Annotated in this window: 20 protein-coding genes and 1 tRNA gene; 8 read left to right on the top strand and 13 right to left on the bottom strand. The window is 70.5% G+C overall.

All coding sequences use genetic code 11. The features are described 5' to 3' along the window. Window positions 1-86: 86 nt before the first annotated feature. The 3 genes from J5226_RS20760 to J5226_RS20740 all read left to right on the top strand — a co-directional run bounded on the left by J5226_RS20760 (window position 87) and on the right by J5226_RS20740 (window position 8,127). Complete coding sequence (locus J5226_RS20760) at window positions 87-3,392, top strand: S8 family serine peptidase (protein ID WP_215836680.1); 3,306 nt, start codon at window positions 87-89, stop codon at window positions 3,390-3,392. Between the two features lie 173 nt (window positions 3,393-3,565). Further along, window positions 3,566-5,080: a YadA-like family protein gene (locus J5226_RS25505; RefSeq protein ID WP_255322871.1), complete on the top strand. Its 1,515-nt coding sequence runs from the start codon at window positions 3,566-3,568 to the stop codon at window positions 5,078-5,080. 503 nt (window positions 5,081-5,583) lie between these two features. Beyond that, window positions 5,584-8,127 (top strand): S8 family serine peptidase, encoded by a 2,544-nt coding sequence (locus tag J5226_RS20740; protein WP_215836679.1) that lies wholly within the window; start codon window positions 5,584-5,586, stop codon window positions 8,125-8,127. 185 nt (window positions 8,128-8,312) lie between these two features. Here the strand turns inward: J5226_RS20740 and J5226_RS20735 are convergent, their stop codons facing one another. Then, a complete protein-coding gene (locus J5226_RS20735) occupies window positions 8,313-8,711 on the bottom strand; it encodes a hypothetical protein (RefSeq protein ID WP_215836678.1) in 399 nt (132 codons plus the stop codon). A gap of 295 nt (window positions 8,712-9,006) precedes the next feature. Between J5226_RS20735 and J5226_RS20730 the strand changes: the two genes are divergently transcribed. After that, window positions 9,007-10,098: a sensor domain-containing diguanylate cyclase gene (locus tag J5226_RS20730; protein WP_215836677.1), complete on the top strand. Its 1,092-nt coding sequence runs from the start codon at window positions 9,007-9,009 to the stop codon at window positions 10,096-10,098. 141 nt (window positions 10,099-10,239) lie between these two features. Here the strand turns inward: J5226_RS20730 and J5226_RS20725 are convergent, their stop codons facing one another. The 11 genes from J5226_RS20725 to J5226_RS20675 form a co-directional block, all read right to left on the bottom strand. Further along, on the bottom strand, window positions 10,240-10,860 hold the full coding sequence (locus J5226_RS20725) for a hypothetical protein (protein WP_215836676.1): 621 nt from the start codon (window positions 10,858-10,860) through the stop codon (window positions 10,240-10,242). A gap of 13 nt (window positions 10,861-10,873) precedes the next feature. Beyond that, window positions 10,874-12,277 (bottom strand): pectin acetylesterase-family hydrolase, encoded by a 1,404-nt coding sequence (locus tag J5226_RS20720; RefSeq protein ID WP_215836675.1) that lies wholly within the window; start codon window positions 12,275-12,277, stop codon window positions 10,874-10,876. A gap of 499 nt (window positions 12,278-12,776) precedes the next feature. Beyond that, the gene (locus tag J5226_RS20715) at window positions 12,777-13,664 is read right to left on the bottom strand and encodes a DMT family transporter (RefSeq protein WP_215836674.1); all 888 of its coding nucleotides are present in this window, start codon (window positions 13,662-13,664) and stop codon (window positions 12,777-12,779) included. Window positions 13,665-13,705: 41 nt separating this feature from the next. Then, window positions 13,706-14,746 (bottom strand): UDP-N-acetylmuramate dehydrogenase, encoded by a 1,041-nt coding sequence (murB, locus tag J5226_RS20710; RefSeq protein ID WP_215836673.1) that lies wholly within the window; start codon window positions 14,744-14,746, stop codon window positions 13,706-13,708. Window positions 14,747-14,819: 73 nt separating this feature from the next. Further along, window positions 14,820-15,881: a quinone-dependent dihydroorotate dehydrogenase gene (locus J5226_RS20705; protein WP_215836672.1), complete on the bottom strand. Its 1,062-nt coding sequence runs from the start codon at window positions 15,879-15,881 to the stop codon at window positions 14,820-14,822. Between the two features lie 166 nt (window positions 15,882-16,047). Beyond that, a complete protein-coding gene (locus tag J5226_RS20700; RefSeq protein ID WP_215836671.1) occupies window positions 16,048-16,323 on the bottom strand; it encodes a hypothetical protein in 276 nt (91 codons plus the stop codon). Between the two features lie 93 nt (window positions 16,324-16,416). Beyond that, a complete protein-coding gene (locus J5226_RS20695) occupies window positions 16,417-16,710 on the bottom strand; it encodes a DUF4190 domain-containing protein (protein WP_215836670.1) in 294 nt (97 codons plus the stop codon). A 149-nt stretch (window positions 16,711-16,859) separates the two neighbouring features. Next, window positions 16,860-17,090, bottom strand: coding sequence for a hypothetical protein (locus tag J5226_RS20690; RefSeq protein ID WP_215836669.1), 231 nt, complete (start codon window positions 17,088-17,090; stop codon window positions 16,860-16,862). A gap of 198 nt (window positions 17,091-17,288) precedes the next feature. Further along, the gene (locus J5226_RS20685; RefSeq protein ID WP_215836668.1) at window positions 17,289-17,507 is read right to left on the bottom strand and encodes a hypothetical protein; all 219 of its coding nucleotides are present in this window, start codon (window positions 17,505-17,507) and stop codon (window positions 17,289-17,291) included. A 346-nt stretch (window positions 17,508-17,853) separates the two neighbouring features. Beyond that, entirely contained in the window at window positions 17,854-19,386 is a 1,533-nt protein-coding gene (locus J5226_RS20680; protein WP_215836667.1) for an aldehyde dehydrogenase family protein, read from the bottom strand. Between the two features lie 104 nt (window positions 19,387-19,490). Continuing rightward, a tRNA-Arg gene (locus J5226_RS20675) sits at window positions 19,491-19,567 on the bottom strand. A 376-nt stretch (window positions 19,568-19,943) separates the two neighbouring features. Here J5226_RS20675 and J5226_RS20670 point away from each other — a divergent pair. The 4 genes from J5226_RS20670 to J5226_RS20655 all read left to right on the top strand — a co-directional run bounded on the left by J5226_RS20670 (window position 19,944) and on the right by J5226_RS20655 (window position 23,128). Further along, entirely contained in the window at window positions 19,944-20,411 is a 468-nt protein-coding gene (locus J5226_RS20670; RefSeq protein WP_215836666.1) for a hypothetical protein, read from the top strand. A 209-nt stretch (window positions 20,412-20,620) separates the two neighbouring features. After that, complete coding sequence (locus J5226_RS20665) at window positions 20,621-21,538, top strand: AraC family transcriptional regulator (protein ID WP_215836665.1); 918 nt, start codon at window positions 20,621-20,623, stop codon at window positions 21,536-21,538. A gap of 279 nt (window positions 21,539-21,817) precedes the next feature. Beyond that, a complete protein-coding gene (locus J5226_RS20660) occupies window positions 21,818-22,429 on the top strand; it encodes a cysteine hydrolase family protein (RefSeq protein WP_215836664.1) in 612 nt (203 codons plus the stop codon). A gap of 153 nt (window positions 22,430-22,582) precedes the next feature. Beyond that, complete coding sequence (locus J5226_RS20655) at window positions 22,583-23,128, top strand: hypothetical protein (protein WP_215836663.1); 546 nt, start codon at window positions 22,583-22,585, stop codon at window positions 23,126-23,128. 127 nt (window positions 23,129-23,255) lie between these two features. Here J5226_RS20655 and J5226_RS20650 read toward each other — a convergent pair whose 3' ends face one another. After that, entirely contained in the window at window positions 23,256-23,423 is a 168-nt protein-coding gene (locus tag J5226_RS20650; RefSeq protein ID WP_215836662.1) for a hypothetical protein, read from the bottom strand. Window positions 23,424-23,502: the final 79 nt, after the last annotated feature.

The raw sequence follows: 23,502 nt of genomic DNA, 5'->3' as shown, positions 1-23,502 counted from the left end.
AGATTGCATCCCGATCACGGTCCGCCGGCCCCGCCCACGCGCGGGGCCGACGGGTGTTTGCACACTGAAAGTAGGGGATGTTTCAGATGCAGAAGATGTTGAAGAGGAGTTCCATCGCGCTCGGCATCGCCGCGGTCGCGGCGATCGCGGGGGCGAGCGTCATGAACCTGGGCGGCGGCGCGAGCAGCGCGCCGGTCGGCGGCGCGCCGGCACCGGCGGGGAAGGCCGGAAAGTCGGTCGGCGAGTATGAGCGCTACATCGTCGTGTACCGCGAAGCGCCGCTGAGCACCTACCAGGGCGACGTGCAGGGATTGCCCGCGCCGCAGCGGTTGGCCGAGGTGGCCGGCGCGCGCGGCGCCGGCGCGAACGGGGCGCGCATCGACGTGCACAGCGCCGCTGCGCGCAGCTATGTGAGCTATCTCGACCGCGTCCAGGCCAGCCACGAACGCAAGATCGATGGCCTGCTCGGCCGCCGCATGCACGTGCAGCATCGCCTGCGTCACGCGCTCAACGCGGTGGTGACCGAGCTGACCCCGGCCGAAGCCGCGCGCATCGCGCGCTTGCCGGAAGTGAGCATGGTCAGCCCCGACCGGCTGCTGCCGCTGGCCACCGACGTCGGTCCGCAGCTGATCGGCGCGCCGGCGCTGTGGAACGCCACGCCGACCGGGTTCCGCGGCGAGGGCGTGGTCGTCGGCGTCCTCGACACCGGCATCAACTTCGGCAGCCCGTCGTTCGCCGCCGTGGACGACAGCGGCTACCACCACATCAATCCGCTCGGCGCCGGCACCTATCTGGGCACCTGCGCACCCGGCGGCGTCGACGAGGGCCGTTGCAACGACAAGCTGATCGGCGGCTACGATTTCGTCTGCGGCGCTCCGGGCCAGGCCTGCGACAAGACCGGTATCCGCGAGGAGCCCGGCTTCGGCGACACCAACGGCCACGGCAGCCACACCGCTTCGACCGCGGCCGGCAACGCCCGCACCGCCAACTTCAAGGGCCGCGACATCCGCATCTCCGGCGTCGCGCCGCACGCCAACATCGTCGCTTTCGACGTGTGCTACACCACGATCTCCACCGGCCAGGGCAGCTGCCCGTCGTCTTCGTCGGCGCGGGCGGTCGATCAGGCCATCGCCGATGGCGTGGTCGACGTTCTGAACTTCTCCGTCGGCGGCGGCGACAGCCCGTGGGGCGATCCGGTCTCGCTGGCCTTCCTCAACGCCACCGATGCCGGCATCTTCGTCGCCGCCGCGGCCGGCAACGACGGCCCCGGCGCGGGCACGATGAGCCACAACGAGCCGTGGGTCTCCACCACCGCCGCGGCCCAGCACGGGCGCGGCGCGTTCGCGTTGCTGATGCAGGTCACCGGCCCCGGCGCGGTGCCGCCGGCGCTGCAGGCGATCCAACTGGTCGAAGGCAACAGCGGCACCGCCTTCGCCGCCGCGCTGCCCAACGACACCCCGCTGCGCATCAGCGCCGGCATCGACACCGCCAGCGACGGTTGCGCCGCGTTCCCGGCCAACACGTTCCAGAACGCGATCGCGGTGATCCGCCGCGGCACCTGCAGCTTCGTCATCAAGGTCAACAACGCTGCCGCCGCCGGCGCGCGCGCGGTGCTGATCGCCAACAACGCCGAGGCCGCGATCTCGCCGACCGTCACCGGCACCACGATCCCGGTGTTCGGCGTGCCGCTGTCCACCGGCAACGCGATCCGCGACTTCGGCAACGGCAGCGGCAACACCGCCACCGCCGGCATCAGCTATCCGCCCACGCCGCTGCCGAACACGCCCGACGTGCTGGCCGCTTTCAGCTCGCGCGGCCCGGCCGGCGCCTACGATCTGGTCAAGCCCGACGTGACCGCGCCGGGCGTCAACATCCTGGCGGTGAAGTCCGGCACCACGCTCACCGGCAACGAGAACCTCGTCGATCTCGACAGCGGCACCTCGATGGCTTCGCCGCATCAGGCCGGCGCCGCCGCGTTGATCCGTCAGGCGCGTCCGAACTGGAGCGTGGCCGAGATCAAGTCGGCGCTGATGATGACGGCCAAGCAGGAGATCTTCAAAGAAGACGAAGTGACTCCGGCCGACCCGCTGTCGATGGGCGCCGGCCGCATCCAGATCGATCAGGCGATCAAGGCCGGCCTGCTGCTCAACGAGACCAAGGCCAACTTCCTCGCCGCCGATCCGGCGGCCGGCGGCAATCCTTCGGCGCTCAACCTGGCCAGCCTGGGCAAGTTCAACTGCATCGGCTCGTGCAGCTTCACCCGCACCTTCCGCAACGCCTTGACCACGCGCCAGACCTGGAGCGTCAAGGCGCAAGGGGTCAGCGCGCTGGTCACGCCGTCGCTGCTGACCTTGAACCCGGGCGAGAGCAAGCAGGTCAAGGTCACCGTCAGCGGCAGCTCGCTGCCGGCCAGCGGCGCGTTCGCCTACGGCAAGCTGGTGTTGGCGCCGTCCGGCGGCGATACCGCGCAGCCGACGCTGCGTCTGCCGATCGCGGTGGCGCTGCAGCCGGCCAAGCTGGCGTTGGAGCCGGCGCAAGTCGCCTTGAGCGTCCCGGCCGGCGGCACCGGCAGCGCCAACTTCCGCATCCGCAACATCGGCGGCGGCTCGTTGGACTACCAGATCGACAACACCGGCTCGGGCGGCCGCACCCTGGTCGTGCAGGGGACCAATCCGAACCGTCGCGGCTACTACGCCACGCGCTTCACCGATGCGGCTCAGGCCGGACGCGCTTCGCTCGCCGCGGAGGACTTCGTGCTGAGCGATGCGACCAGCATCACCAGCATCGTCGCCAACGGCTTCGTGATCGGCGGCGGCGCGTTGGCCTCGCAGAACCTGGATTGGTCGATCTTCCGCGACGTCAACGGCAACCCCGAAGGCAACTCGGAGACCACGCCCAATCTGGCGGTGTGGAGCTACCGCGCGAGCCAGACCTCGGCCGGCGTCACCGTCCAGGCCGGCACGATCCGCTTGAATCTGGCCGCGGCCGGGCAAGCGGCGAACCTGCCGGCCGGCCGTTACTGGCTGATGGTGTCGGCGCGCGCGCCCTCGGCCACCGGCTGGGCCTGGTTCGGCTCGCTCGACGGCGATGGCCAGTACCGCCTGATCGGACTCGACCAGAACGGCGCGGGCGATTGGGAGGCCGACAACGAGCACGCCGGCTTGGCCTACGCGATGCAGGGCTCCAACGCCTGCGGCGCGACCTGGGTCGGCGCGCCCAACCGCGCCTTCGGCCGCATCGCCGGCAACGGCGGCTACGACACCCAGGTGCAGATCAGCGCCGCGGGTCTCGCGCCCGGCAGCTACTCGGGCTACGTCTGCGTCGCCAGCAACGACGCCACGCAGCCGAAGGTGGCCATGCCGGTGAAGCTCACCGTGACCTCGGCGCCGTAACGGCGCCGCGCGCGCTCCGGCGATCCGGCCGCGCAGCGCAACGGCAGTGCCGTTGCGTTGCGCGCGCCGCCGTCGCGGCGCGTTCGCTTGCTTCGGCAACGCATTCGCAGTCGCGGCCGCGCGGCGTTCCCGCGCGGCGGCTGCCCGACAACCCGAATTCTGGAGAAACCCCTTTGAGTACTCTGCACAAGACGCTTCTCGCCGTGGCGCTGTCGCTGGCGACCGGTTACGCCTGGGCCGGCGACACCTGCCAGGTCGACGACGGCACCGGCACCGTCAGCAACGGCGGCGCGACCGCTGCCGGCGCCGACGCCATCGCCTGCGGCAGCGGCGCCAACGCCGCCGGCAACGGCAGTGCGGCGATCGGCGCCGCCAGCAACGCCGCCGGCGGCAGCGCCACGGCGGTCGGCAACGCCAGCGCGGCCGGCGGCGAACAAAGCACGGCGATCGGCGCCGGCGCGCAGTCCAGCGGCGATTTCAGCTCGGCCATCGGCGCCGGCAGCAGCGCCAGCGCGACCGGCGCGCTGGCCATCGGCGCCGGCGGCAGCGCCGCGGGCGAGCAAAGCACGGCGATCGGCGCCGGCGCCAACGCGGCCAACGCCAACAGCGCCGCGATCGGCGACGGCAGCAGCGCCACCGCCGATTTCGCCGCGGCGTTCGGTTCCAGCAGCAGCGCCAGCGGACAGTTCAGCGTCGCCGGCGGCGCCGGCAGCAGCGCCAGCGGCGCCAACAGCGCGGCGTTCGGCGCGCAGAGCGCGGCCAGCGTCGACAACGCCACCGCCATCGGCGCCAACAGTTCGGCCAGCGCCGCCAACTCGGTCGCGCTCGGCGCGGGTTCGGTCGGCGACCGCGCCAATGCCGTGTCGATCGGTGCGACGGGCGCGGAGCGCCAGCTCATCAACCTCGCCGCCGGCACCGCCGACACCGACGCGGTCAACGTGCTGCAGCTCAACACCCTCGCCGGTGCGCTCGGCGGCGGCGCCAGCTACGCCGGCGGCACCTTCGTCGCGCCGACCTACACGATCCAGGGCGGCAGCTATCGCGATGTCGGCGCGGCCTTCGCCGCGGTGGACGGGCGCCTGACCGATCTGTACGGCAAGGTCGCGGCGATTCCGGCGGGGCCCCAGGGCCCGGCCGGTCCGACCGGCCCGCAAGGCCCGACCGGTCCGCAGGGACCGCAAGGCCCGGGCTCGACCTTGTCGGCCAACTACGACGACGCCTCCAAGAGCACCATGACCTTGCAGGGCGCCGGCGGCACGCGCGTGGCCAACGTCGCCAACGGCACCGCTTCGACCGACGCGGCCAACGTCGGCCAGGTCCAGGCCGGCGACGCCGCGACGCTGCGCAGCGCCAACGCCTACACCGATTCGCGGGTGAACCAGATGCTGGCCGCGCCGACCGAGGCGATCAACCGTCTGCGCGACGACATGGAATGGAAGCTGCGCAAGCAGGATCAGCGCATCGACCGCATGGGCGCGATGACCGCGGCGATGGTGCAGATGTCGGCCAGCGCCTCGGGCCTGCGCACGCAGAACCGCGTCGCGGTCGGCGCCGGTTTCCAGGGCGGCGAGCAAGCGCTGTCGATCGGTTATCAGCGCGCGATCAGCGACCGCGCGACCTTCACCGTCGGCGGCGCGTTCAGCGACAGCGAAAGCTCGGCCGGCGTGGGCTTGGGCTTCGGTTGGTGACAACGACGACGATGCGGCGCCGCGACGGCGCCGCATCGAAACGACGGCGCCCCGCGGGGCGCCGTTTTTTTGTCCGCAACGACGCGCGCGCAACCGACGTCGAGCCGTCGCACATCGTTACGAAACTGAATCCACGCGCATCCACCATTCGCAAGCGCACAGTGCGTAGCGCGGTCGCGGCGGTTTAGCCAAGTGAAGTTTCAATCGCGCAACATGCCGCCGATGCCTCTGTAACCGAATGCGATTTGTGCGCATGATCACGCCGAAATCTTCCCGCCTCTTGCAGTGTTCGGCGTGGGTAGGAAGGTTCGGCCCGGCACGGTGAGTGCGCGGGCACGGTGGCAGGAGCGATCGGCCGATGCGTGGTAGCGAGCGCATCGGTTCACGGACGACGCTCGATCACGGCGATCCCTCCCTGGCCCGACCTCGAACCGCGACGTGCCTGTGAACAGGGGACAGGCGTGGGGCGGTTTCTTCGCGAACGATACGTGGAGGACCTCTCGATGCCCAATGCAAACCACCTCAAAGCCAAAAACCGTCTGACCCTCGCCATCGCGCTCGGCCTGACCGGATTGACGGCGCTCGCCGCCGCGGCCGCCGTCAGCGGCTTGCGCGACGACAATGCGAACCCGAGCGCCGCCGCCGTCGGCGGCGCACCCGCACCGCAACGCGCCGCGGCCGATCATCGCGGCGAACGCTATCTGGTGCTGTACAACGAAGCGCCGCTGAGCAGCTACAACGGCGAAGTGGCCGGACTGGCCGCGCCGCAGCGCATCGCCGGCGCGCAGAACGCCAACAGCGACGCCGCCCGCGCCGCCGGCGGCGGCACCGCGCGCATCGACGTGCGCAGCGCGCAAGCCAGCAAATACCTGAGCTATCTCGACGGCGCGCAGCGCACCCACGAACGCGGCATCAATGCCGCGATCGGCCGTCCGCTCAACGTCGAACGGCGCCTGCGCCACGCGGTCAACGGCGTGGTGACGCAGATGAGCGCGAGCGAAGCCGCGCGCGTGGCCAAGCTGCCCGGCGTGGCGCTGGTGGAGGCGTATCACGAGTATCCGGTCGCCACCGACGTCGGCCCGACCTTGATCGGCGCGCCGGAACTGTGGAACGCCAAGCCCGGGCGCTGGCGCGGCGAGGGCGTGGTGGTCGGCATCCTCGACACCGGCATCAACTTCGGCAGCCCGGCGTTCGCCGCGGTCGACGACACCGGCTATCACCACGTCAATCCGAACGGCACCGGCCACTATCTGGGCACGTGCGCGCCCGGCGGCGTCGACGAAGGCCGCTGCAACGACAAGCTGATCGGCGGCTGGGACTTCGTCTGCGGCGAACCGGCCGGCGCCTGCGGCGTGCCCGGCATCCGCGAGGAACCCGGCTTCGGCGACACCAACGGCCACGGCAGCCACACCGCTTCGACCGCGGCCGGCAACGCCTGGACCGCGAACTTCAAGGGCCGCAACATCCGCATCTCCGGCGTCGCACCGCACGCGAACATCATCGCTTACGACATCTGCTACACGAACATCGCCACCGGCCAAGGCCTGTGTCCGAACGTGTCGGCGGTGGCGGCGATCGATCAAGCCATCGCCGACGGCGTGGACGTGATCAATTACTCCATCGGCGGCGGCGCCAATCCGTGGGGCGAAGCGGTCTCGCTGGCCTTCCTCAACGCCGCCGACGCCGGCATCTTCATCGCCGCCGCGGCCGGCAACAGCGGCCCCGGCCCGAGCACCACCGGCCATCGCCAGCCGTGGACCTCGACCACCGCGGCGACCACGCACGGCCGCGGCGATTTCGCCTCGCTGCTGCAGATCACCGGCCCGGGCACGGTGCCGTCGGGTCTGCAGGCGGTCCTGCTCACCGAAGGCACCGGCGGCGTCGCGTTCTCCGCGTCGATTCCGCCGACCACGCCGGTGCGCGTGAGCGCCGGCATCGACACGGCCGCCGACGGTTGCGCCGCGTTCCCCGCCGGCAGCTTCAGCGGTGCGATCGCGGTGGTGCGCCGCGGCACCTGCAACTTCTCGATCAAGGTCAACAACGCCGCCGCCGCCGGCGCGGTCGCGGTGGTCATCGCCAACAATCAGGTCACCGGCGCGACGCCGAGCGTGCCGGGCACGACGGTGCCGGTGTTCCTGGCCAGCCAGGACGACAGCAACGCGCTGCGCGATTTCGCGGCCGGCAACGGCAACGTGTCCACCGGCGGCATCGGCTATCCGCCGACGCCGATCCCGAACACGCCCGACGTGCTGGCGGCCTTCAGCTCGCGCGGCCCGGCCACCGGCTTGAATCTGATCAAGCCCGACGTCGCCGCGCCGGGCGTCAGCGTGTTGGCGGTGTTGGCCGGCACCACGATCAGCGGCAGCGAGAATCTGGTCGGCTTGCTCAGCGGCACCTCGATGGCCTCGCCGCATCAGGCCGGCGCGGCGGCGCTGCTGCGTCAGGCGCGCCCGGACCTGACCGCGCCGGAGATCAAGTCGGCGCTGATGATGACCGCCAAGCAGGAAGTGTTCCGCGAGGACGGCGTCACCCCGGCCGATCCGTTCGACACCGGCTCGGGCCGGATCCAGGTCGATCAGGCGGTCAAGGCGGGGCTGGTGCTCAACGAGACCACGGCGCGTTATCAGGCCGCCGATCCGGCCGCCGGCGGCGATCCGGCCGCGCTCAATCTGGCCAGCATGGAGCAGAGCGCCTGCGCCAACGCGTGCACGTTCAAGCGCAGCTTCCGCCACGCCCAGCGCCAGCCGGAGCTGTGGCTGGCGCAGGTGCAGGGCGTGGACGGCATCGCGTTCCCGCCGGTGTTCGCCTCGGTGCGCGGTGCGACCACGCCGATCAACGTGATCGTGCTGAGCCGCAAGTACGCGGCCGACGGCAGCTGGCACTTCGGCCAGTTGCAGCTCAAGCCGCTGCTGACGCGCAAGTCGCCGACGCTGCATCTGCCGATCGCGGTGTCGGTGCCGGCCCCGGCGACGCCGGACGCGCCCAAGCCGACCGCGGTGGTCACCGGCAGCGCCGCGCCGGTGGGCGATAGCGAAAGCGTGCGCTGAGTCTTCGCGCGGCCGGCCCGCGCGCGGGCCGGCCGTGGGGACGAAGCGGGTAGGGCGGCCGCACGGCTGCCGGAGATACGACCGGGCCCGTTCGCGGGCCCGGTTTTTTTATCGCCGCGAGCGTCGCGCCCGGCGCGTTCGCCGCCTCGCGGCGCGGATCGCGCCGGTCGCGCTCGCGCGCGGCTTCACCACTCGCGCCAAGGCTCGGTCGGATCTTCCACCCCGCGCAGCGCGCCGATTTCGGCGAGCGCGCCGCGGATCAACTCGCACAGGCCTTCGCGCTGGTCGGTCTCGATCAGGTTGTAGCGGCAGCGCGCGTTGAGCGCGTTGAGCGCGCGCACCGTCTGCTCGACCGCCGCGCGCGCGGTGCGGTCCAGCGCCGCGCGCGAGGGCACGCGTTCGCCGTCGCCCGCGGCGTTGCGCAGGCTGGCCAGGAAGCCTTCGAGGATGCGCTCGCATTCGTCGATCTCGGCCGCGCCGTAGCCGGCGTCGGCGCCGTCCTGGGCCACGTCCTCCATGAAGCTGCGCATGCCGTCGAGGATCTCGTGCTTGAGCTCGACGTAATCGTTGGTTTCCACCTGCACCCTTTGCCTCCCTCGCCATGGCCGCCGCGCGCCGCATCGCGGTACGCGCACGCGAGTCTATCGGCGCGACATTGCAGGCGAAGGAAACCGCGCCGTGCCCGCGTCGCGTCGCGGCTGTGACCGCCATCGCCGCTTGGCGGACCGACGCCCGCCGGCGCTTGACGCGGCCGCGCGCGCCGGCTTGCGGACGCCGCCCCCGCGCTTGCTAGACTGCCGGCGCAGGCCGCGCGCGCGGCCGCGCCGTTTGGCAGCCGACCGTCACTTCGATCGCGACCGTCACCGTCCGGACACCGCCGTGCAAAAACCCGCCACGCCCGCCAACGAAGCCCAGCGCCTGGACGCGCTGCGCCGCTACGACATCCTCGACACGCCGCCGGAGCGCGACTTCGACGATCTGGTCGCGATCGCCGCCGCGGTCTGCGACGTGCCGATCGCCTTGGTCAGCCTGATCGACGAGCAGCGCCAGTGGTTCAAGGCGCGGTTGGGCCTGGGCGCGGAGCAAACCCCGCGCGAACTGGCGTTCTGCGCCCACGCCATCCTGACCCCCGACCGCACCCTGGTCGTGCCCGACGCGCGCGACGACGCCCGCTTCGCCGACAACCCGCTGGTCACCGACGACCCCAACATCCGCTTCTACGCCGGCGCGCCGCTGGTGACGCCGGATGGGGAGGCGCTCGGGACCTTGTGCGTGATCGACACCAAACCGCGCCAATTGCCCGCGCATCAGCAAAAAGCGCTGACCGCGTTGTCGCGGCAGGCCTCGCGCGCGATGGAACTGCGCCGGGTCAGCCACGCGCTGGCGCGGCAGTTGCAGGAAAGCGAGTGGTACGAGCGCCGCCTGCTCGATTACCAGGGCGAGTTGGAAGCCAGCCACGCCGCGCTGCAAGCCAGCAATGCCGACCTCACCGCGCTGACCCGCACCGACGCGCTGACCGGCCTGCCCAACCGGCGCGCGTTCGCGCTGGCGCTGGAACAGGCGGTGGCGCGCAGCCACAGCGCCGCGCCGCTGCAAGTGGCGGTGCTCGACATCGACCACTTCAAGACCATCAACGATGTCCACGGCCACGCCGAGGGCGACCGCGTGCTGCAAGCGGTCGCCGATACGCTGCGGCTGTATTCGGCCGGGCCGAACAGCGTGGCGCGCTACGGCGGCGAGGAGTTCCTGATGCTGTTCGAGGCGCCGCTGCATCAGGCGCTGCTGCAATGCGAGTTCGTGCGCGAGGCCATCGCCAACCTGCCGATCGGGCTGCCGCTGACGGTGAGCATCGGGCTGGCCGGTTACCGCGCCGGCGAGGAGAGCGCAACGACGTTCGCGCGCGCCGATCAGGCGCTGTACGCGGCCAAGCGCGGCGGGCGCAACCGGGTGGTGTTGGCGGAGGACGAGTGAGGGCGCAGCGTCCGCGAGCGCGGCGCGCATCGAACGCGCGATGTTCGGCGTTCGCGCGTTCTTGGCGAACTGGATTCGGCGCGCGTCGTTCGGGCGCGTGAGCGGAGCAGGGGAGCGACTCTCAAGCCGCTCCCCATCCTCTCAGCGATAAATGCGCTCGCGCTCGGCCTGCAGACGCCGGCGCAGATACTCGTCGCGGGTCAGCCCGTCGGGAAACCGCTGCATCTTCAGGGTCTCGGCCACGATCTGCGCTTCGCTGCGCTTGTAGGCCTGGAACTTCGGATCGTGCGCCTGCTGTTCGACCCACGCCTGCTCGCGCGCGCGCGCCTGAGCCCGGTACTGCTGGGCCAGACGCTGCACCATCAAGGCCTGCTGCGCCTCGTCGGGCACGGTGGCCTGGATCAAGCCCACGCGCAGCAGCATGGTTTCGCCGGCCGACAACTCGTCGGCCTGTTCGTAGCGATCGATCTGCGCTCGCAAGGTTTGCGCGCGGCGTTCGCGCTCGGCCGGTCCCAGGGTCTTGGCATCGCTGAAGAAACGCTTGGCCTCGTCCTGGAATTGCCGGCGCTGCTGGAATTGCCGCCCCTGCGGCGTGGCCAGCATCGAGGGCAAGGCGGCGCCGCCGTCGGCGCCGTCGCCGGCTTGCGCGAGCGGCGCCGCCGCGGCGCGGCCGGCGTCGAACGGATGCCAGCCCAGGCTGACCGCCGCGGCCAACGCCGCGACGGTCAGGGCCAGACCCAGCATGACGGTGTTTCGCTTCATGCCGTCGTTCCGCTCAGATCAGCTGATCGACCAGCCAGTACAAGAAGTTGAACGGCTTGGCCTTGTCGGCCGCGTCGCTGGTCTCGCTGGCGTCGAGCACCTTGCCGTTGCCGTCGAGCACCGAGTCGATGAAGCTCTTCAACTCCAGGTTCTGCGCCTGCACGTCGCCGTTCTTGAAATCGACGATGGTGGTGCAGTGGCTTTCGTTGAGCGCGCGGTACTGCGGGAAGTAGCCGCCGAAGTTGTCCAGCCCGTTGAGCCGCGCGGACAGGCGCTGGGTGTCGGCGCCCCACTTGGCGTGGATCAACGCTTCCTTCGCCGCTTGGTTCGGCGCTTGCTGGATGTCGTCGTGGAAACGCTCGTAGGAATACGACGAGTAGTTCAGATCCTGCCAGAAGTGGGTCTGGCCGAGACGGTCGCCGCGGTGCTTGTTGGCCAGCGCCGGATAGATCGAGCCCAGTTCGTTGAGATCCATCTGCGGCAGGCCGGCGGCGAGGAACTGCAGCGGGCCGTTGGGCGCGTCCAGACCCCACACGTCGCGGATCTTGGTCATCAGCGGCTGCGAGGGATACTCGGCCGGGTTGCCGTTCTTGGGCGTCGGGAAGATCGGGCCGGAGTCGTCGATCAGGAAGCCGTTGGTCGGCGCGATGTCGGTGCGGAAGGTGTCGTAGGAAATCAGGCTGCCGGCGCCGCCGGCGCTGCAGCCGGTGTTGAGCATCTGCGCCGGCCGCGGCAGGTTGTCCTTGAGCCAGGAAATGATCGCGCGGCTGTTGCGCAGGCCGTTGTGGTGCCACACCAGCGGCGGCTTCTGTCCGCTGGGATCGTCGTACACCGCGACCTTGTCGCCGCTGTAGATGTCGCCGGTGCAATAGGGCACGTAGACCATGTTCCAGCCCTGGGTCTTGACCGCGTCGAACGGACTGACGCGGGTGACGAAGGGGCTGACCAGGCTCGCGCCCGGGTTGAGCAGCTTCATGTAGTCGTCGGGCACGCCGTTGGGATTGCGCGCGCCGCGCACGCCGGTGGCGCCGGTGCAGCTGGCGTAATCCCAGCACGCGCCGCCGCCTTCCATGTAGATGATGGTGTTGGTGGTGTTGGGAACGCGGTTGACGAAGATCTTGTACGGCGAACCGTTGCCGCAGATCGCGCCGGTTTCCGCCGGCAGCTGCACGGTCTGCCATTGGTAGTACGCGGCCGGGTCGAAACCGTCGGCGCGCGCGGTGTCGCGGCTCAGCAGCGGATAGCTGCCGGTGCGCTGCTGCGGCTGCACCTTGTTGTCCGCCTTGGGCGGCGAGAACAGGTTGCGCAGCGTTTGGAAAAATCCGTAATCGCCCTGCTCGGCCTGCGAGGGCAGGCTGGAAAACGCGACGGCGCCGCCCACCAGGGCGACGGCGACGTATCGGCTCAATGCGGCCATGAGAACTCTCCTGTGATCGTCATGAAGGCAGAGCGAAACGCGCATCCGGCGCGTGCTAGGGCGTGCGCGCGGCCGGTTCCTCTCCGTACTGCAGCGTCTGGATAACGGCGGGGAGATGACGGGTCAATCGGCCTTGGCGGCGATTTCCCGCGACGGGGCAGATTGGCCGCGAATGTGGCCGCCGCTGACCGTTTTTGCCCCGCTGCGCGTCACGCAAGCGGGCCCCGCGCGATGCGGGTTCGTGCGCTGCAGCATGTGACCGACATCGACGAATGCGCCGATGTGCCGCGAATCAAGGCGGATGCGTGATGCGGGTGCGCGGGAGCGGTCTTGGGGGAGATTTCGTCGTGGTTTGCGGTGTCGCGGTCGCGGCTCGCGCCGCTCCTACAGGGGCTTCGGCCGGTTCGCGTCTGACTGTAGGAGCGGCGCGAGCCGCGACCGCGCCAACCCGACGACGTCGAAAATCGCCTACACCGCCCCACTCGCCGAACGCCGCGCCTCACTCCCCAGGCACCGCCCCCGCCGTAGCCGCCGCCGACGCCCGCTTGCGCGCCAGCAACGCTTCGCGATGCGCGATGTACGCATTCGACCCGAGAATAATCGCCGCGCCGATCACCGTGTAGCGATCCAGGCTTTCGTTGAACCACAGCCACCCGGCGATCGACACCAGCGGCAACTGCACGAAGCTGATCGGCGTCAGCGCCGACACCTCGCCGAGCTTGAGCGCATGCGTCCACAGCACCTGCCCGCCGGTGCCGAACACGCCGGCCGCGACGATCCACACCCAGGCGACGCCCTGCGGCCACTGCCACACGAGCAGGGCCGGAATCAGCGACATCGGCACCCAGAACGCATAGGTGTAGAGCACGATGGTGTTGGCCGAATCGACCTTCGACAGCTGCTTGATCTGGATCGAGATCACCCCGCCCAACACCGCCGCGGCCAAGGCGGCGAGGCTGTCGATGGAGAACTCGGTCGAGCCCGGCCGCACGATCACCAGCACGCCGACGAAGCCGGCCGCGACCGCGGCCCAGCGCCGCGCGCGCACTTGTTCGTGCAGGAACAGCGCCGCGGCGATGGTGACGAAGATCGGCGTGGAGTAGGTCAGCGAGATCGCCTGCGCCAGCGGCAGATGGCCGATGGCCCAGAACCCGCACAGCATCGAGACGATGCCGATCGCGCAGCGCACGAAATATTTGGGCAACTGGCGCGTGCGCAGTTCGGCGCGGCGCGCGCTGAGCAGCAGCGGCAGCACCGCCAGCAAGCCGAACATATTGCGGAAGAACGCGACCTCGAAGGTGTGCAGCGACTGCGAGGCCAGACGGATGGCGATGGCCATGACGCCGAAGCTCAAGGTGCTCGCCAGCATCAGGCCGGCGGCGCGCATCGGCTGCGTCGGGGCGGGAGGCGAAACCGGCGCCCCGGCGCTCACCAGCGCGCGCCGACGATGCGCGGTTCGGGTTCGATCGCCACGCCGAAGCGTGCGCGCACCGAGTCGGCGATGCGCCGGGCCAGATCGAGCAACTGCGCGCCGCTGGCGCCGCCGTGGTTGACCAGCACCAGCGCGTGCGCGGCCGACACGCCGGCGTCGCCGTCGCGATGGCCCTTCCAGCCGCAGCCGTCGATCAGCCACGCGGCCGAAAGCTTGCGCGTGGCCTCGCTGTCGCCGCGGAACATCGGCATCGCCGGATGCTGCGCGAGCAAGGCTTCGGCTTGCGCCGCGGGCACGATGGGGTTCTTGAAGAAGCTGCCGGCGTTGCCGAGCACGGCGGGGTCCGGGAGCTTGCGCTGGCGGATCGCGATCACCGCTTCGGCGACCTGCAGCGGCGTCGGCGCGTCGATGCCGCGCGCGGCCAGCTCGTCGCCGATGCCGGCGTAGTCGAGCTTGAGCGCGGCGCGGCGCGGCAGCGCGAACTCGACCGCGGTGATCAGAAAACGGTCGGCTTCGCGCTTGAACAGGCTGTCGCGGTAGGCGAAGGCGCAGGCGGCGTTGTCGAAGCGATGCCACCGGCCGGTGGCCGGCTCATAGGCGTCCACCGCGTGCACGAACTCGCGCACTTCCACGCCGTAGGCGCCGATGTTCTGGATCGGCGAGGCGCCGACGGTGCCCGGGATCAGCGCCAGATTCTCCAAGCCGGCGTAACCGTCGGCCAGCGACTGCATGACGAAGCCGTGCCAGACCGCGCCGGCGTCGGCGCGCAGGATCGCGCGCTCGCCGTCGTCCTCGATCGCGCGCACGCGGCGGCCGCTGAGTTCGAGCACGGCGCCGTCGGGGTCGCCGGCGAACAGCAGATTGCTGCCGCCGCCGATGGCCAGGGCGAGGCCGTCGCGCAGCGGCGGCGCGGCCAGCGCCTCGGGCAGGGCGTCGGCGTCGTCGACGCTGACCAGCCACGGCGCGCGCGCGGCGACGCCGAAGGTGTTGCGGGTTTGCAGCGGCGCATCGCGCACGATGCGGACGTTCGGATTCATGCGCGCGGCGGCTTGGCGGTGGGGTTGGGACGCGGAATGACGGCGGCTCGGAAAGCGGCTGGGACGGAAGCGTTCAAATCTGCGGCGGCACGTGGCCGCGGCTGGGGGCTTCCTTGCGCCGGCGGATCGCGTCCACGCATTCGCCGATCAGGGCCGGGCCGCGATAGACCAGACCCGAATAGACCTGCACCAGACTCGCGCCGGCCGCCATCTTGGCGGCCGCGTCGGCGCCGCTGAGGATGCCGCCGACGCCGATCATGGGAATGTTCTCCGGCAAGCGCGTGCGCATCTTGCGCAGCACCGTGGTGGCCTGGGCCAGCAACGGCCGGCCCGACAGGCCGCCGACTTCGCTGGCGTGCGGGCTGCCTTCGACGCCGTCGCGCGCGACCGTGGTGTTGGTGGCGATCACGCCGTCGACCTGCAACTCGCTGAGCACCCGGCTGGCGGCTTCGATGTCGTCGTCGCTGAGGTCGGGCGCGATCTTGACCAGCATCGGCACGCGCCGGCCTTCGCGCGCGGCGAATGTCTCCTGCGCTTCGCGCAAGCTGCCGATCAGGCGGCGCAGCGACTGCTCTTCCTGCAGTTCGCGCAGGCCCGCGGTGTTGGGCGAGGAGATGTTGACGGTGATGTAGTCGGCCAGCGGATACACCCGCTCCAGGCAGTGCAGGTAATCGCGCTCGGCCTGATCGTTGGGGGTGTCCTTGTTCTTGCCGATGTTGATGCCGAGCAGGCCGCCGCCGCGGCGGCGCGCCTTGGCCACGTTGCGCACCAGCGCGTCGACGCCGAGGTTGTTGAAGCCCAGGCGGTTGATGACGGCTTGTTGCTCGGGCAGGCGGAACATGCGCGGACGCGGGTTGCCGTCCTGCGGGCGCGGGGTGACGGTGCCGATTTCGACGAAGCCGAAGCCCAACGCGAGCAGCGCGTCGATGTGGGCGCCGTTCTTGTCCAGGCCGGCGGCGAGGCCGACCGGGTTGGGAAAGGTCAGGCCCAGGGTCTTGGTCGGCAAGGGCTTGGGCGCGCGCGCCACCAGCGGGTTGAGGCCGCTGCGATAGGCCGTTTCCAGCGCCGTCAGGCCCAGGCCGTGGGCGCGTTCTGCATCCAGTCCGAAGAGGAAGGGTCGGGCGAGGCTATACACGAGTTCGGTGCGGACGGCTCGGCTGGGGGAAGGCCGATTATCGCCCAATCGATACCGCTCGGGCGAGCGCGATGTGCGGGGCGACGGACAAAACCGACAGGCCGGGGCGGACCGGACGCGACGCCGCCGCGCCGGCGGCGGCCGGCGCGGCGGCGCGCGCAGCGGATTACGGCTGCCGGAGCGCTTCGGGCGCGGGGCAATCGAGCTTGCTGGTGCAGCGCTGGTGTTGGTTGTAGCAGCCCTGCGTCGCCATCGGCGACTCGGCGCTGAGCAGACAGCTTTCCAACTGCAGGCGGCAGCGTTCGCATTCCTCGACCTGGGCCGAGGCGGTCAGCGCGGCGGCGAAGCCGAACAGGCCGACGGCGAGCAATGGCAGGCGGCGGGAGCCGGTTTTGCGCGGCTGCGGCGCGGACGAGCGGGGTGCGGGCGAGCGGAATTCCATGGCGGTGCGTCCTGTGCGTGGCGCCAGTCCTTCTGGCCGGGCCACGCTAGCGGCCGCCGTTCGCGCGCGGCAAGCGGCGGCGCAGCACGCCGCTCAGTGCTGCTGGCTGAGGAAGGCGAGGATCGCGGCGAGGCCGCCGAAGAACACCACGAGCGCGATCACGCTGAGCACCGCGATGATGACCGAGGCCCAGCCCAGCACGAGGCCGGCGATGGCCAGCCCGTCGCCGTCGAGGCGGTCGGGTTCGCGGCGGATCTGCGCGCGCGCCATGTGGCCGCTGACGATCGCGGCGATGCTGCCGAGGAAGGGCAGCAGGGTCCAGCCGAGCACGCCGGCGATCAGGCTGAAGATGGCCGCGCCGCTGGTCTGGCGAACGGGGATTTGCATGGCGACGTTCCTTCGCGAAGTGATAGCCGTCACAGCATATCGCGAGCGGGCGGTGCGCGACTGCGAACGACGGGCGCGCTCATCGACGAGCGAGCCCGCGGACGCGCGTCCGCGGGCTCGCCGCAACGCGGTTGCGCGCGGCTTCGCAATCAGAAATCCGGCGGCAGGCTGATCGCGCAGCCGTTGGCGGTTTCGCAATCCCAGAACGCGTTGACGCAGGCTTCGTATTCGCCGCCGGCGCTGCGGCAGCCGTAGTACTCGCCCAGGCAATGATCGCAGCGCGGAACTTCGGCGGTGGCGGTCAACGCGGTGGCGAAGCCGAACGCGGCCAGGGCGAGCGCGCCCAGGCGCGGGCGGATGCGGCGGTTGCGGGTGTTCATCGGACCTCCCATGTCGTGAGTGGAACTGCGGGTGTTGCATGGATGAGTGCGGATCGCGCGTCGCGCAGCGATCCGGGCGCGCCATGGTGGGGCGCGACAGAGCGCGAGTACGGATGGGGCGCGGAAACGCGGTCGATGTCGGCGCGGATGCGCGACGTGTCGATGCGGCGGATCGAAGCGTCGTGCCGACGCGATGGATCAATCCGGCGGCAGCGTCGGCTCGCAGCGGCCGGCGACCTGGCAATCGAAGAACTGCTCGACGCAGCTGGGATTGGCGTCGGGCGTGTTCTCGCGGCAGAGGTAATAGTCGTGCACGCAGTGATCGCAGTTGGGAATGCCGGCGGTCGCGGTGAGCGCGGCGGAGAAGCCGAACGCGCCCAGGGCCAAAGCGGTGAGGCGGTAAGTGCGTCGTGACATCGCAAGACCTCCTTGTGTGGCCAGTCCATCTGGCCCGCCGATGCTAGGCGCGCGCAGGGCCTCGGGTCATGTGCGGGGGGGCGGCGTTTTCACGCGTGCGATCACAGAACGCAGCGGCTGTTGCGGTGCAATAGCGAAAGCCGTGCGGCGCCTCGCATTGCGGCAGCTTCGAGCATCTCCCTCCTAAGGGGACGACCGCACGTTCGGTCGCCCTCGACGCCTTAGTCGCCGCGCGGCGCGATAACGACGAGTGCGATGCACCGCCGCAAACGCAACGAGGCGGCCGTCGCCGGCCGCCTCGTGCGTTGTCGCAGCGATCGATCGCGCCTAAGCGCGACCGGCGCGATTACAGATCGAACTTGATGCCCTGAGCCAGCGGCAACGCGTCGGAGTAGTTGATCGTGTTGGTCTGACGGCGCATGTACGCGCGCCACGCGTCGGAACCCGACTCGCGGCCGCCGCCGGTTTCCTTCTCGCCGCCGAACGCGCCGCCGATCTCGGCGCCGGAGGTGCCGATGTTGACGTTGGCGATGCCGCAATCCGAACCGGCCGCCGACAAGAACGCTTCGGCCGCCTTGAGGTTGGCGGTGAAGATCGACGAGGACAGGCCCTGCGGCACGTCGTTCTGCAGTTCGATGGCTTCTTCGAGCTTGCTGAACTTCATCACGTACAGGATCGGCGCGAAGGTTTCGGTCTGCACGACCTCGGCGTCGTTGGTGAGGCCGGTGACGATGGCGGGCAGCACGAAGTTGCCCTTGCGGTCGATGCGCTCGCCGCCGGTCTCGACCTTGCCGCCGGAGGCCTTGGCCTTGGCGATGGCGTCGAGATACGCCTGCACGCCGTCCTGGCTGTTGAGCGGGCCCATCAGGTTGGCCGGATCGGTCGGGTCGCCGATCTTCTTCTCGACCTGCTTGTACGCGGCGACCAGCTTGGCCAGCACGTCATCAAAGATCGACTCGTGCACGAACAAGCGGCGGGTGGTGGTGCAGCGCTGGCCGGCGGTGCCGACCGCGCCGAACGCGATGGCCGGGATCGCCAGCTTCAGGTCGGCGCTGGCGTCGACGATGATCGCGTTGTTGCCGCCCAGTTCCAGCAGCGAACGGCCCATGCGGCGGGCGACGCGCTCGCCCACGGCGCGGCCGACCTTGGTCGAACCGGTGAAGCTCACCAGACCGATGCGCTTATCGTCGACGAAGCTCGAAGCCAGCTCGGTGCCGGCGTCGTTGAACAGGAAGAACAGGTCGGGGAAGCCGCCGGCGCGCAGCGCTTCGTTGCAGATCTTCATCGACGCGATCGCCGACAGCGGGGTCTTGGGCGAGGGCTTCCAGATCGAGATGTCGCCGCAGATCGCCGCGACGAAGCTGTTCCAGGCCCATACCGCCACCGGGAAGTTGAACGCCGAGATGATGCCGACCAGGCCCAGCGGGTGCCACTGTTCGTACATGCGGTGGCCGGGGCGCTCGGAGTGCATGGTCAGGCCGTAGAGCTGGCGCGACAGGCCGACGGCGAAATCGCCGATGTCGATCATTTCCTGCACTTCGCCGTCGCCTTCCGGCTTGGACTTGCCCATTTCCAGCGCGACCAGCGAACCCAGCGCGTCCTTATGCTTGCGCAGCGCGTCGCTGCACAGGCGGATCGCTTCGCCGCGGCGCGGCGCCGGGGTGGTGCGCCACACCGCGAAGGCGGCCTGGGCGCGGGCGACGATGAGGTCGTAATCGGCCTGCGAGGACGCCTGCACGCGCGCCAGCACTTCGCCGTCGGTGGGATTGACGGGTTCCAGCACGCCGGCGTCGGCGGTCTTGGACCATTCGCCGTGGCCGAGGTAGGTGCCGGACTCGTTGTCTTTGAGTCCCAGGGCGGCGAGAACGGGGTGGGTCATACCGAAAGCTCCAGATGGTGCGCGCGGGGGGCGCGCGAAACGGGATGGCGGATGCGGCGTCCGCGCGGGACGCGCCGGCGCGCACTGCGCGCCGCGATGGAAGCTGGCGACCCCGACACGATTCGAACGTGTGACCTTCCCCTTAGGAGGGGGATGCTCTATCCAGCTGAGCTACGGGGCCGTCTTTGAAATCAATGGCTTATGCGGGTTCTCCGAGGGTCGGGCGCATCGCGGCGCGGTGCGGACCGTGTCGGAACGCGGGGCCCTGCCATCGCCCTATTGTAGCCACGGGCGGCGCTCGGGCGGCAGGGGCGGGGCGCTGGAGCGGTGCCGGCGCGGCCGGGGCGCACCGCTCGCAGCGCGGGATTTCGCTGAATTCGCGGCGGGCCGCGGCTCGCGCCGCGCCGGCCGCGCGCTAACCCGACGCTTACATTCGTCGCGGACCCCTTGGCTATTCTTCGGCCGGCCCTGCCGCGCGCGGATCGGATCCGCGCCGGGCCATGCCCCGCGGGCATCCCCCGATGCCCCCTCGCAGTCGCTCTACAAGGAGTTTCGCCATGACGTCTTTCGTTTCGCCGCGCCGCCCCGCCGCCTTCGCGATCGCCGCCGCGCTGTTGCTCGCCGCCACCGCGGCCCACGCACAAAGCGACGCCGAGGTTTACGAATCGGCCATCGCCCAGGCCGCGAACCTGTGTCCGGGCCATTCCAAGGAACGCACCACGCCTGGGGTGCGCGCGGTTCCCGTCGGCGCGTTGCGGGTATTGGCGCAGCGCCGCTACACGATGTGCCCCGACCGCCGCATCGATGCCGCCACGCCGGCGGTGTGGTACGGCAAGGCCGGCGTGTTCGCCTGGAACCCGGACGCGCCGGGCGCGCCGCAGCTGATCGCCAAACAGGTCGACGCGATGACGCGGACCCAGGCGTTCCCGGTGGAAACCCTGGTCTGGAAGGCCGACGGCAGCCCGGCCAAGGGCGCGGTGGTGCCGGCGTTCGAGGCGCGGCCGCGGCCGGTCGGGTCGTACTGACCGTTGCGCGTCGGCGCGGCGGTTCCTTTGGCCCGCGCCGCTCATCGCTGCCGCGCCGCTTCCGGCGCGGCAGCGATGGCGAGTCGCCGCAACGCGGTCTTCTGCCGATGTTGCCGATCCCGGCGTTTGCGCGCGCCCGCGGCTGACAACCGCGCCGCGCCTGACCTATCGTCGCAAGCCTCGCCCCGCCGCGGCCATCGAACTCGACCATGCTGGAACAAGCCGACCTGCTGATCGCGTTGCTGACCCGGGTCCGCCTGGAAGCGCGATTCCTTTGCGACACCGCCTCGCCGCAGCGCTGGCAAGAGCCGCATGCGGCCGGCGTCAACGGGCTGTTCGTGTATGCCGCGCGCGGTCGGGTCGAACTCGACGACGGCGGCCGTCCCTTGGTTCTGCAAGAAGGCGAGTTGGCGCTGTTTCCGCACAGCGTCGCGGAGCGGTTGGGGAGACTGGAGGTTTCCATGCCGCTGCCCGACGCGCTTTTGCGCGCGCCGGCGGCGGCGTCGGCAGGCGACCCCACATCGCTCCCGCGCGTGCTCTGCGCGGGACTGCATTACGACGCCACCAGCGCGATGCCGCTGTGCCGCCTGTTTCCGCCGACGATGATCGTCGATGCCGCGGCCATCGCCGGCGCGCCGATGCTGAGCCACGCATTGCGCGGGCTGAGCCAGGAACTCGAACGCGCCGCGGCGCTGCGCAATCCGGTGCTGTTGCGGGCGCTGGAACTGATCTACAGCCTCGGCCTGGAACTGGCCGTCGCCGGCGTCGACAGCGAGCGCGACGACGGCACCAGCGCCTTGCGCGATCCGCGCATCGCCCGCTGCCTCTACTACATGTACACGCACTTCGGCGAGAAATGTTCGCTGGAAGAACTGGCCGCGCACGCCGGCATGTCCAAGTCCGCGTTGTCGGCGCGCTTCAACGCCTTGGTCGGCGAGCCGCCGGCGCGGCATCTGGCGCGCATCCGCGTGGCCGAGGCGCGGCGCTTGTTGCGCGGCACCGAGCTCTCGCAGGAAGCGGTGGCGCAGCAAGTCGGTTACGCCTCGGTGGTGGGCATGCATCTGGCGTTCCGTTCCATCGCCGGCGAAACCCCGGGCGCGACCCGGCGCCGCGCGGAGGCGGGCTGAGTACGACGCCGGCGGTGTACGCCGCAAGACGGTTCGATGCGAATCGATCTGCGGTGCGGGCCGTACGCATCCGTGGACGATCGTTTAAAGACCCAGCACTCGGCTTAATGGCGGCGCTGAAGCGACGCGCCTAAATTTCGCTTCGCCCGATGCGCGCGCCGACGCGGCCGCCATCCGGTCCTCCGGGCGACGCGCCTCCAACCCAAATCGAACCGCGGGCCCATCGGCCGGCGCACGGGCGCGCGTTCGTCTTCGATCCCCCCCAACACGGACACCGCCATGAACCATCCCACCATTCGCACCCTGGCCGGCGCCGCCGCGCCGCGATCGCTGCCGGCCGGCCGCACCGCGTTGCTCGTCATCGATTTCCAGAACGAATACTTCAGCGGCCGCATGCCGATTCCCGACGGCGCCGCGGCGCTAGGCAACGCGCGCAAGCTCATCGCCCACGCCGACGCGCACGGGCTGCCGGTCTTCCACATCCAGCACGTGACGCCGCCGGAAGCGCCGGTGTTCGCCGAGCACGGCGACGGCGTGCGCTTCCACGACGACCTGCAACCCGGCGCGAACCATCGCGTGGTGCGCAAGACTTCGGTCAGCGTGTTCCCGACCACCGACCTCGAGCGTCAACTCAAGGACGCCGGCATCGGCACGCTGGTGATCTCCGGCCTGATGACCCACGCCTGCGTCGCAGGCGCCGCGCGCGACGCGGTGCCGCTCGGTTTCGAAGTGATCGTCGTCAGCGACGCCTGCGCCACCCGCGACCTCGACAGCGGCGACGGCCGCGTGCTGCCGCACGCGGATCTGCACCGCGCCGCGCTGGCGAGCATCGACGACACGTTCGGCGCGATTCTGAGCACCGGGCAGGTGCTGGCGTTGCCGCTGGACTGAGCGCGCGGCCGCGCGGCGCCGTTGCCTCCGGACCGGCGGCGCGGCGTCCGCGCGGCGGCGCTCAGGTCGCGTGCTAGGCTGCCGTCGCATCGGGCCCGCGCCCGCATGGACGCCCGGCCGCGCCGGGCCGCGAAAGGATTTTGAGGCGCCCGCATGAACTATCCGAACTTCACTGCCGAGATCGCCAAGGGCAAGATTCTGTTGGCGAGCGCGTTCCTGCTCGCGCTGGGCATCGGCTGCGCCTATCTGCTGTTGCGCGGTCCCGATCCGGACAGCCTGCGTGCGGTGCTGCGCGATCCGCGCATCTTCTATCCGATGACCGCGTTGGGCTGCGTCTTAGGCCTGAGCATGGCCGCGCTAGGCGCGATCAAGGCGCGCGGCGGCAGCCCGCTCAAGGCGGGCCCCGACGGCTTGGACTTGAACGGCGCGATCCGGATCAAGTGGAGCGATATCGCCGGCGTGCAGGCCCACACCGACCTCACCGGTTCCGGCCTGCACGGCTACAAGATCTTGTTGAAAGACCCCGAGCGCTTCCTCGCCGCGCATCGCGACCATCGCTTCTACAAGCGCATGGCCTCCGCGAACTCCACCGTCGGCACGCCCGTGCTCGTCTACACGAACGGCTTGCGCTTCGACGAACGCAAGTTCCAGGAGGTGGTGGCGCATTACCTGGACGAAGCGAACCCTCGTCCCGCGTAAGGCTCGCTGCCCCCTGTAGGAGCGGCGTGAGCCGCGACCGCGCCGCTACGACTACGGCGCTGCAACCCCGCGATCACGACTCGCGTCGCTCCTACAGAAGCTGCGGGCCGCGTCGCGGGGAATTGCGTCAACCGTCGGAAGAGCGCGCCACCACCAGCTTATCGACGATGGCGTTGTACAACGACGCGACGAACTCGGCGTCGCCGCCGGTGTCCTCGCTCATGGCGTACTGGCCGCTGGCCAGCATCCCCGCGGCGAGATGCGCCGCGATCTGTTCGGCTTTTTCGCGATTCATATCCATCTCCACTCCATGTCAACGCGCGGGATCGCCGCGCCGCGCCGACGGCGCGTGCAGGCAGCCTACGCCCGCATCC

The sequence above is a fragment of the Lysobacter sp. K5869 genome, from assembly GCF_018847975.1.
Taxonomy (GTDB): domain Bacteria; phylum Pseudomonadota; class Gammaproteobacteria; order Xanthomonadales; family Xanthomonadaceae; genus Lysobacter.
The sequence above is the reverse complement of the archived record's forward strand: the minus strand, read 5'-3'. Positions and strand labels throughout refer to the sequence as shown.

Coding starts and splice junctions, on each gene's coding strand:
- J5226_RS20685 (WP_215836668.1), bottom strand. CDS start 17,507: ATGTCACGACGCACTTACCGCCTCACCGCTTTGGCCCTGGGCGCGTTC.
- J5226_RS20680 (WP_215836667.1), bottom strand. CDS start 19,386: ATGACCCACCCCGTTCTCGCCGCCCTGGGACTCAAAGACAACGAGTCC.
- J5226_RS20660 (WP_215836664.1), top strand. CDS start 21,818: ATGAACCATCCCACCATTCGCACCCTGGCCGGCGCCGCCGCGCCGCGA.
- J5226_RS20670 (WP_215836666.1), top strand. CDS start 19,944: ATGACGTCTTTCGTTTCGCCGCGCCGCCCCGCCGCCTTCGCGATCGCC.
- J5226_RS20740 (WP_215836679.1), top strand. CDS start 5,584: ATGCCCAATGCAAACCACCTCAAAGCCAAAAACCGTCTGACCCTCGCC.
- J5226_RS20650 (WP_215836662.1), bottom strand. CDS start 23,423: ATGAATCGCGAAAAAGCCGAACAGATCGCGGCGCATCTCGCCGCGGGG.
- murB (WP_215836673.1), bottom strand. CDS start 14,746: ATGAATCCGAACGTCCGCATCGTGCGCGATGCGCCGCTGCAAACCCGC.
- J5226_RS20715 (WP_215836674.1), bottom strand. CDS start 13,664: ATGCGCGCCGCCGGCCTGATGCTGGCGAGCACCTTGAGCTTCGGCGTC.
- J5226_RS20655 (WP_215836663.1), top strand. CDS start 22,583: ATGAACTATCCGAACTTCACTGCCGAGATCGCCAAGGGCAAGATTCTG.
- J5226_RS20760 (WP_215836680.1), top strand. CDS start 87: ATGCAGAAGATGTTGAAGAGGAGTTCCATCGCGCTCGGCATCGCCGCG.
- J5226_RS20690 (WP_215836669.1), bottom strand. CDS start 17,090: ATGAACACCCGCAACCGCCGCATCCGCCCGCGCCTGGGCGCGCTCGCC.
- J5226_RS20720 (WP_215836675.1), bottom strand. CDS start 12,277: ATGGCCGCATTGAGCCGATACGTCGCCGTCGCCCTGGTGGGCGGCGCC.
- J5226_RS20695 (WP_215836670.1), bottom strand. CDS start 16,710: ATGCAAATCCCCGTTCGCCAGACCAGCGGCGCGGCCATCTTCAGCCTG.
- J5226_RS20665 (WP_215836665.1), top strand. CDS start 20,621: ATGCTGGAACAAGCCGACCTGCTGATCGCGTTGCTGACCCGGGTCCGC.
- J5226_RS20725 (WP_215836676.1), bottom strand. CDS start 10,860: ATGAAGCGAAACACCGTCATGCTGGGTCTGGCCCTGACCGTCGCGGCG.
- J5226_RS20700 (WP_215836671.1), bottom strand. CDS start 16,323: ATGGAATTCCGCTCGCCCGCACCCCGCTCGTCCGCGCCGCAGCCGCGC.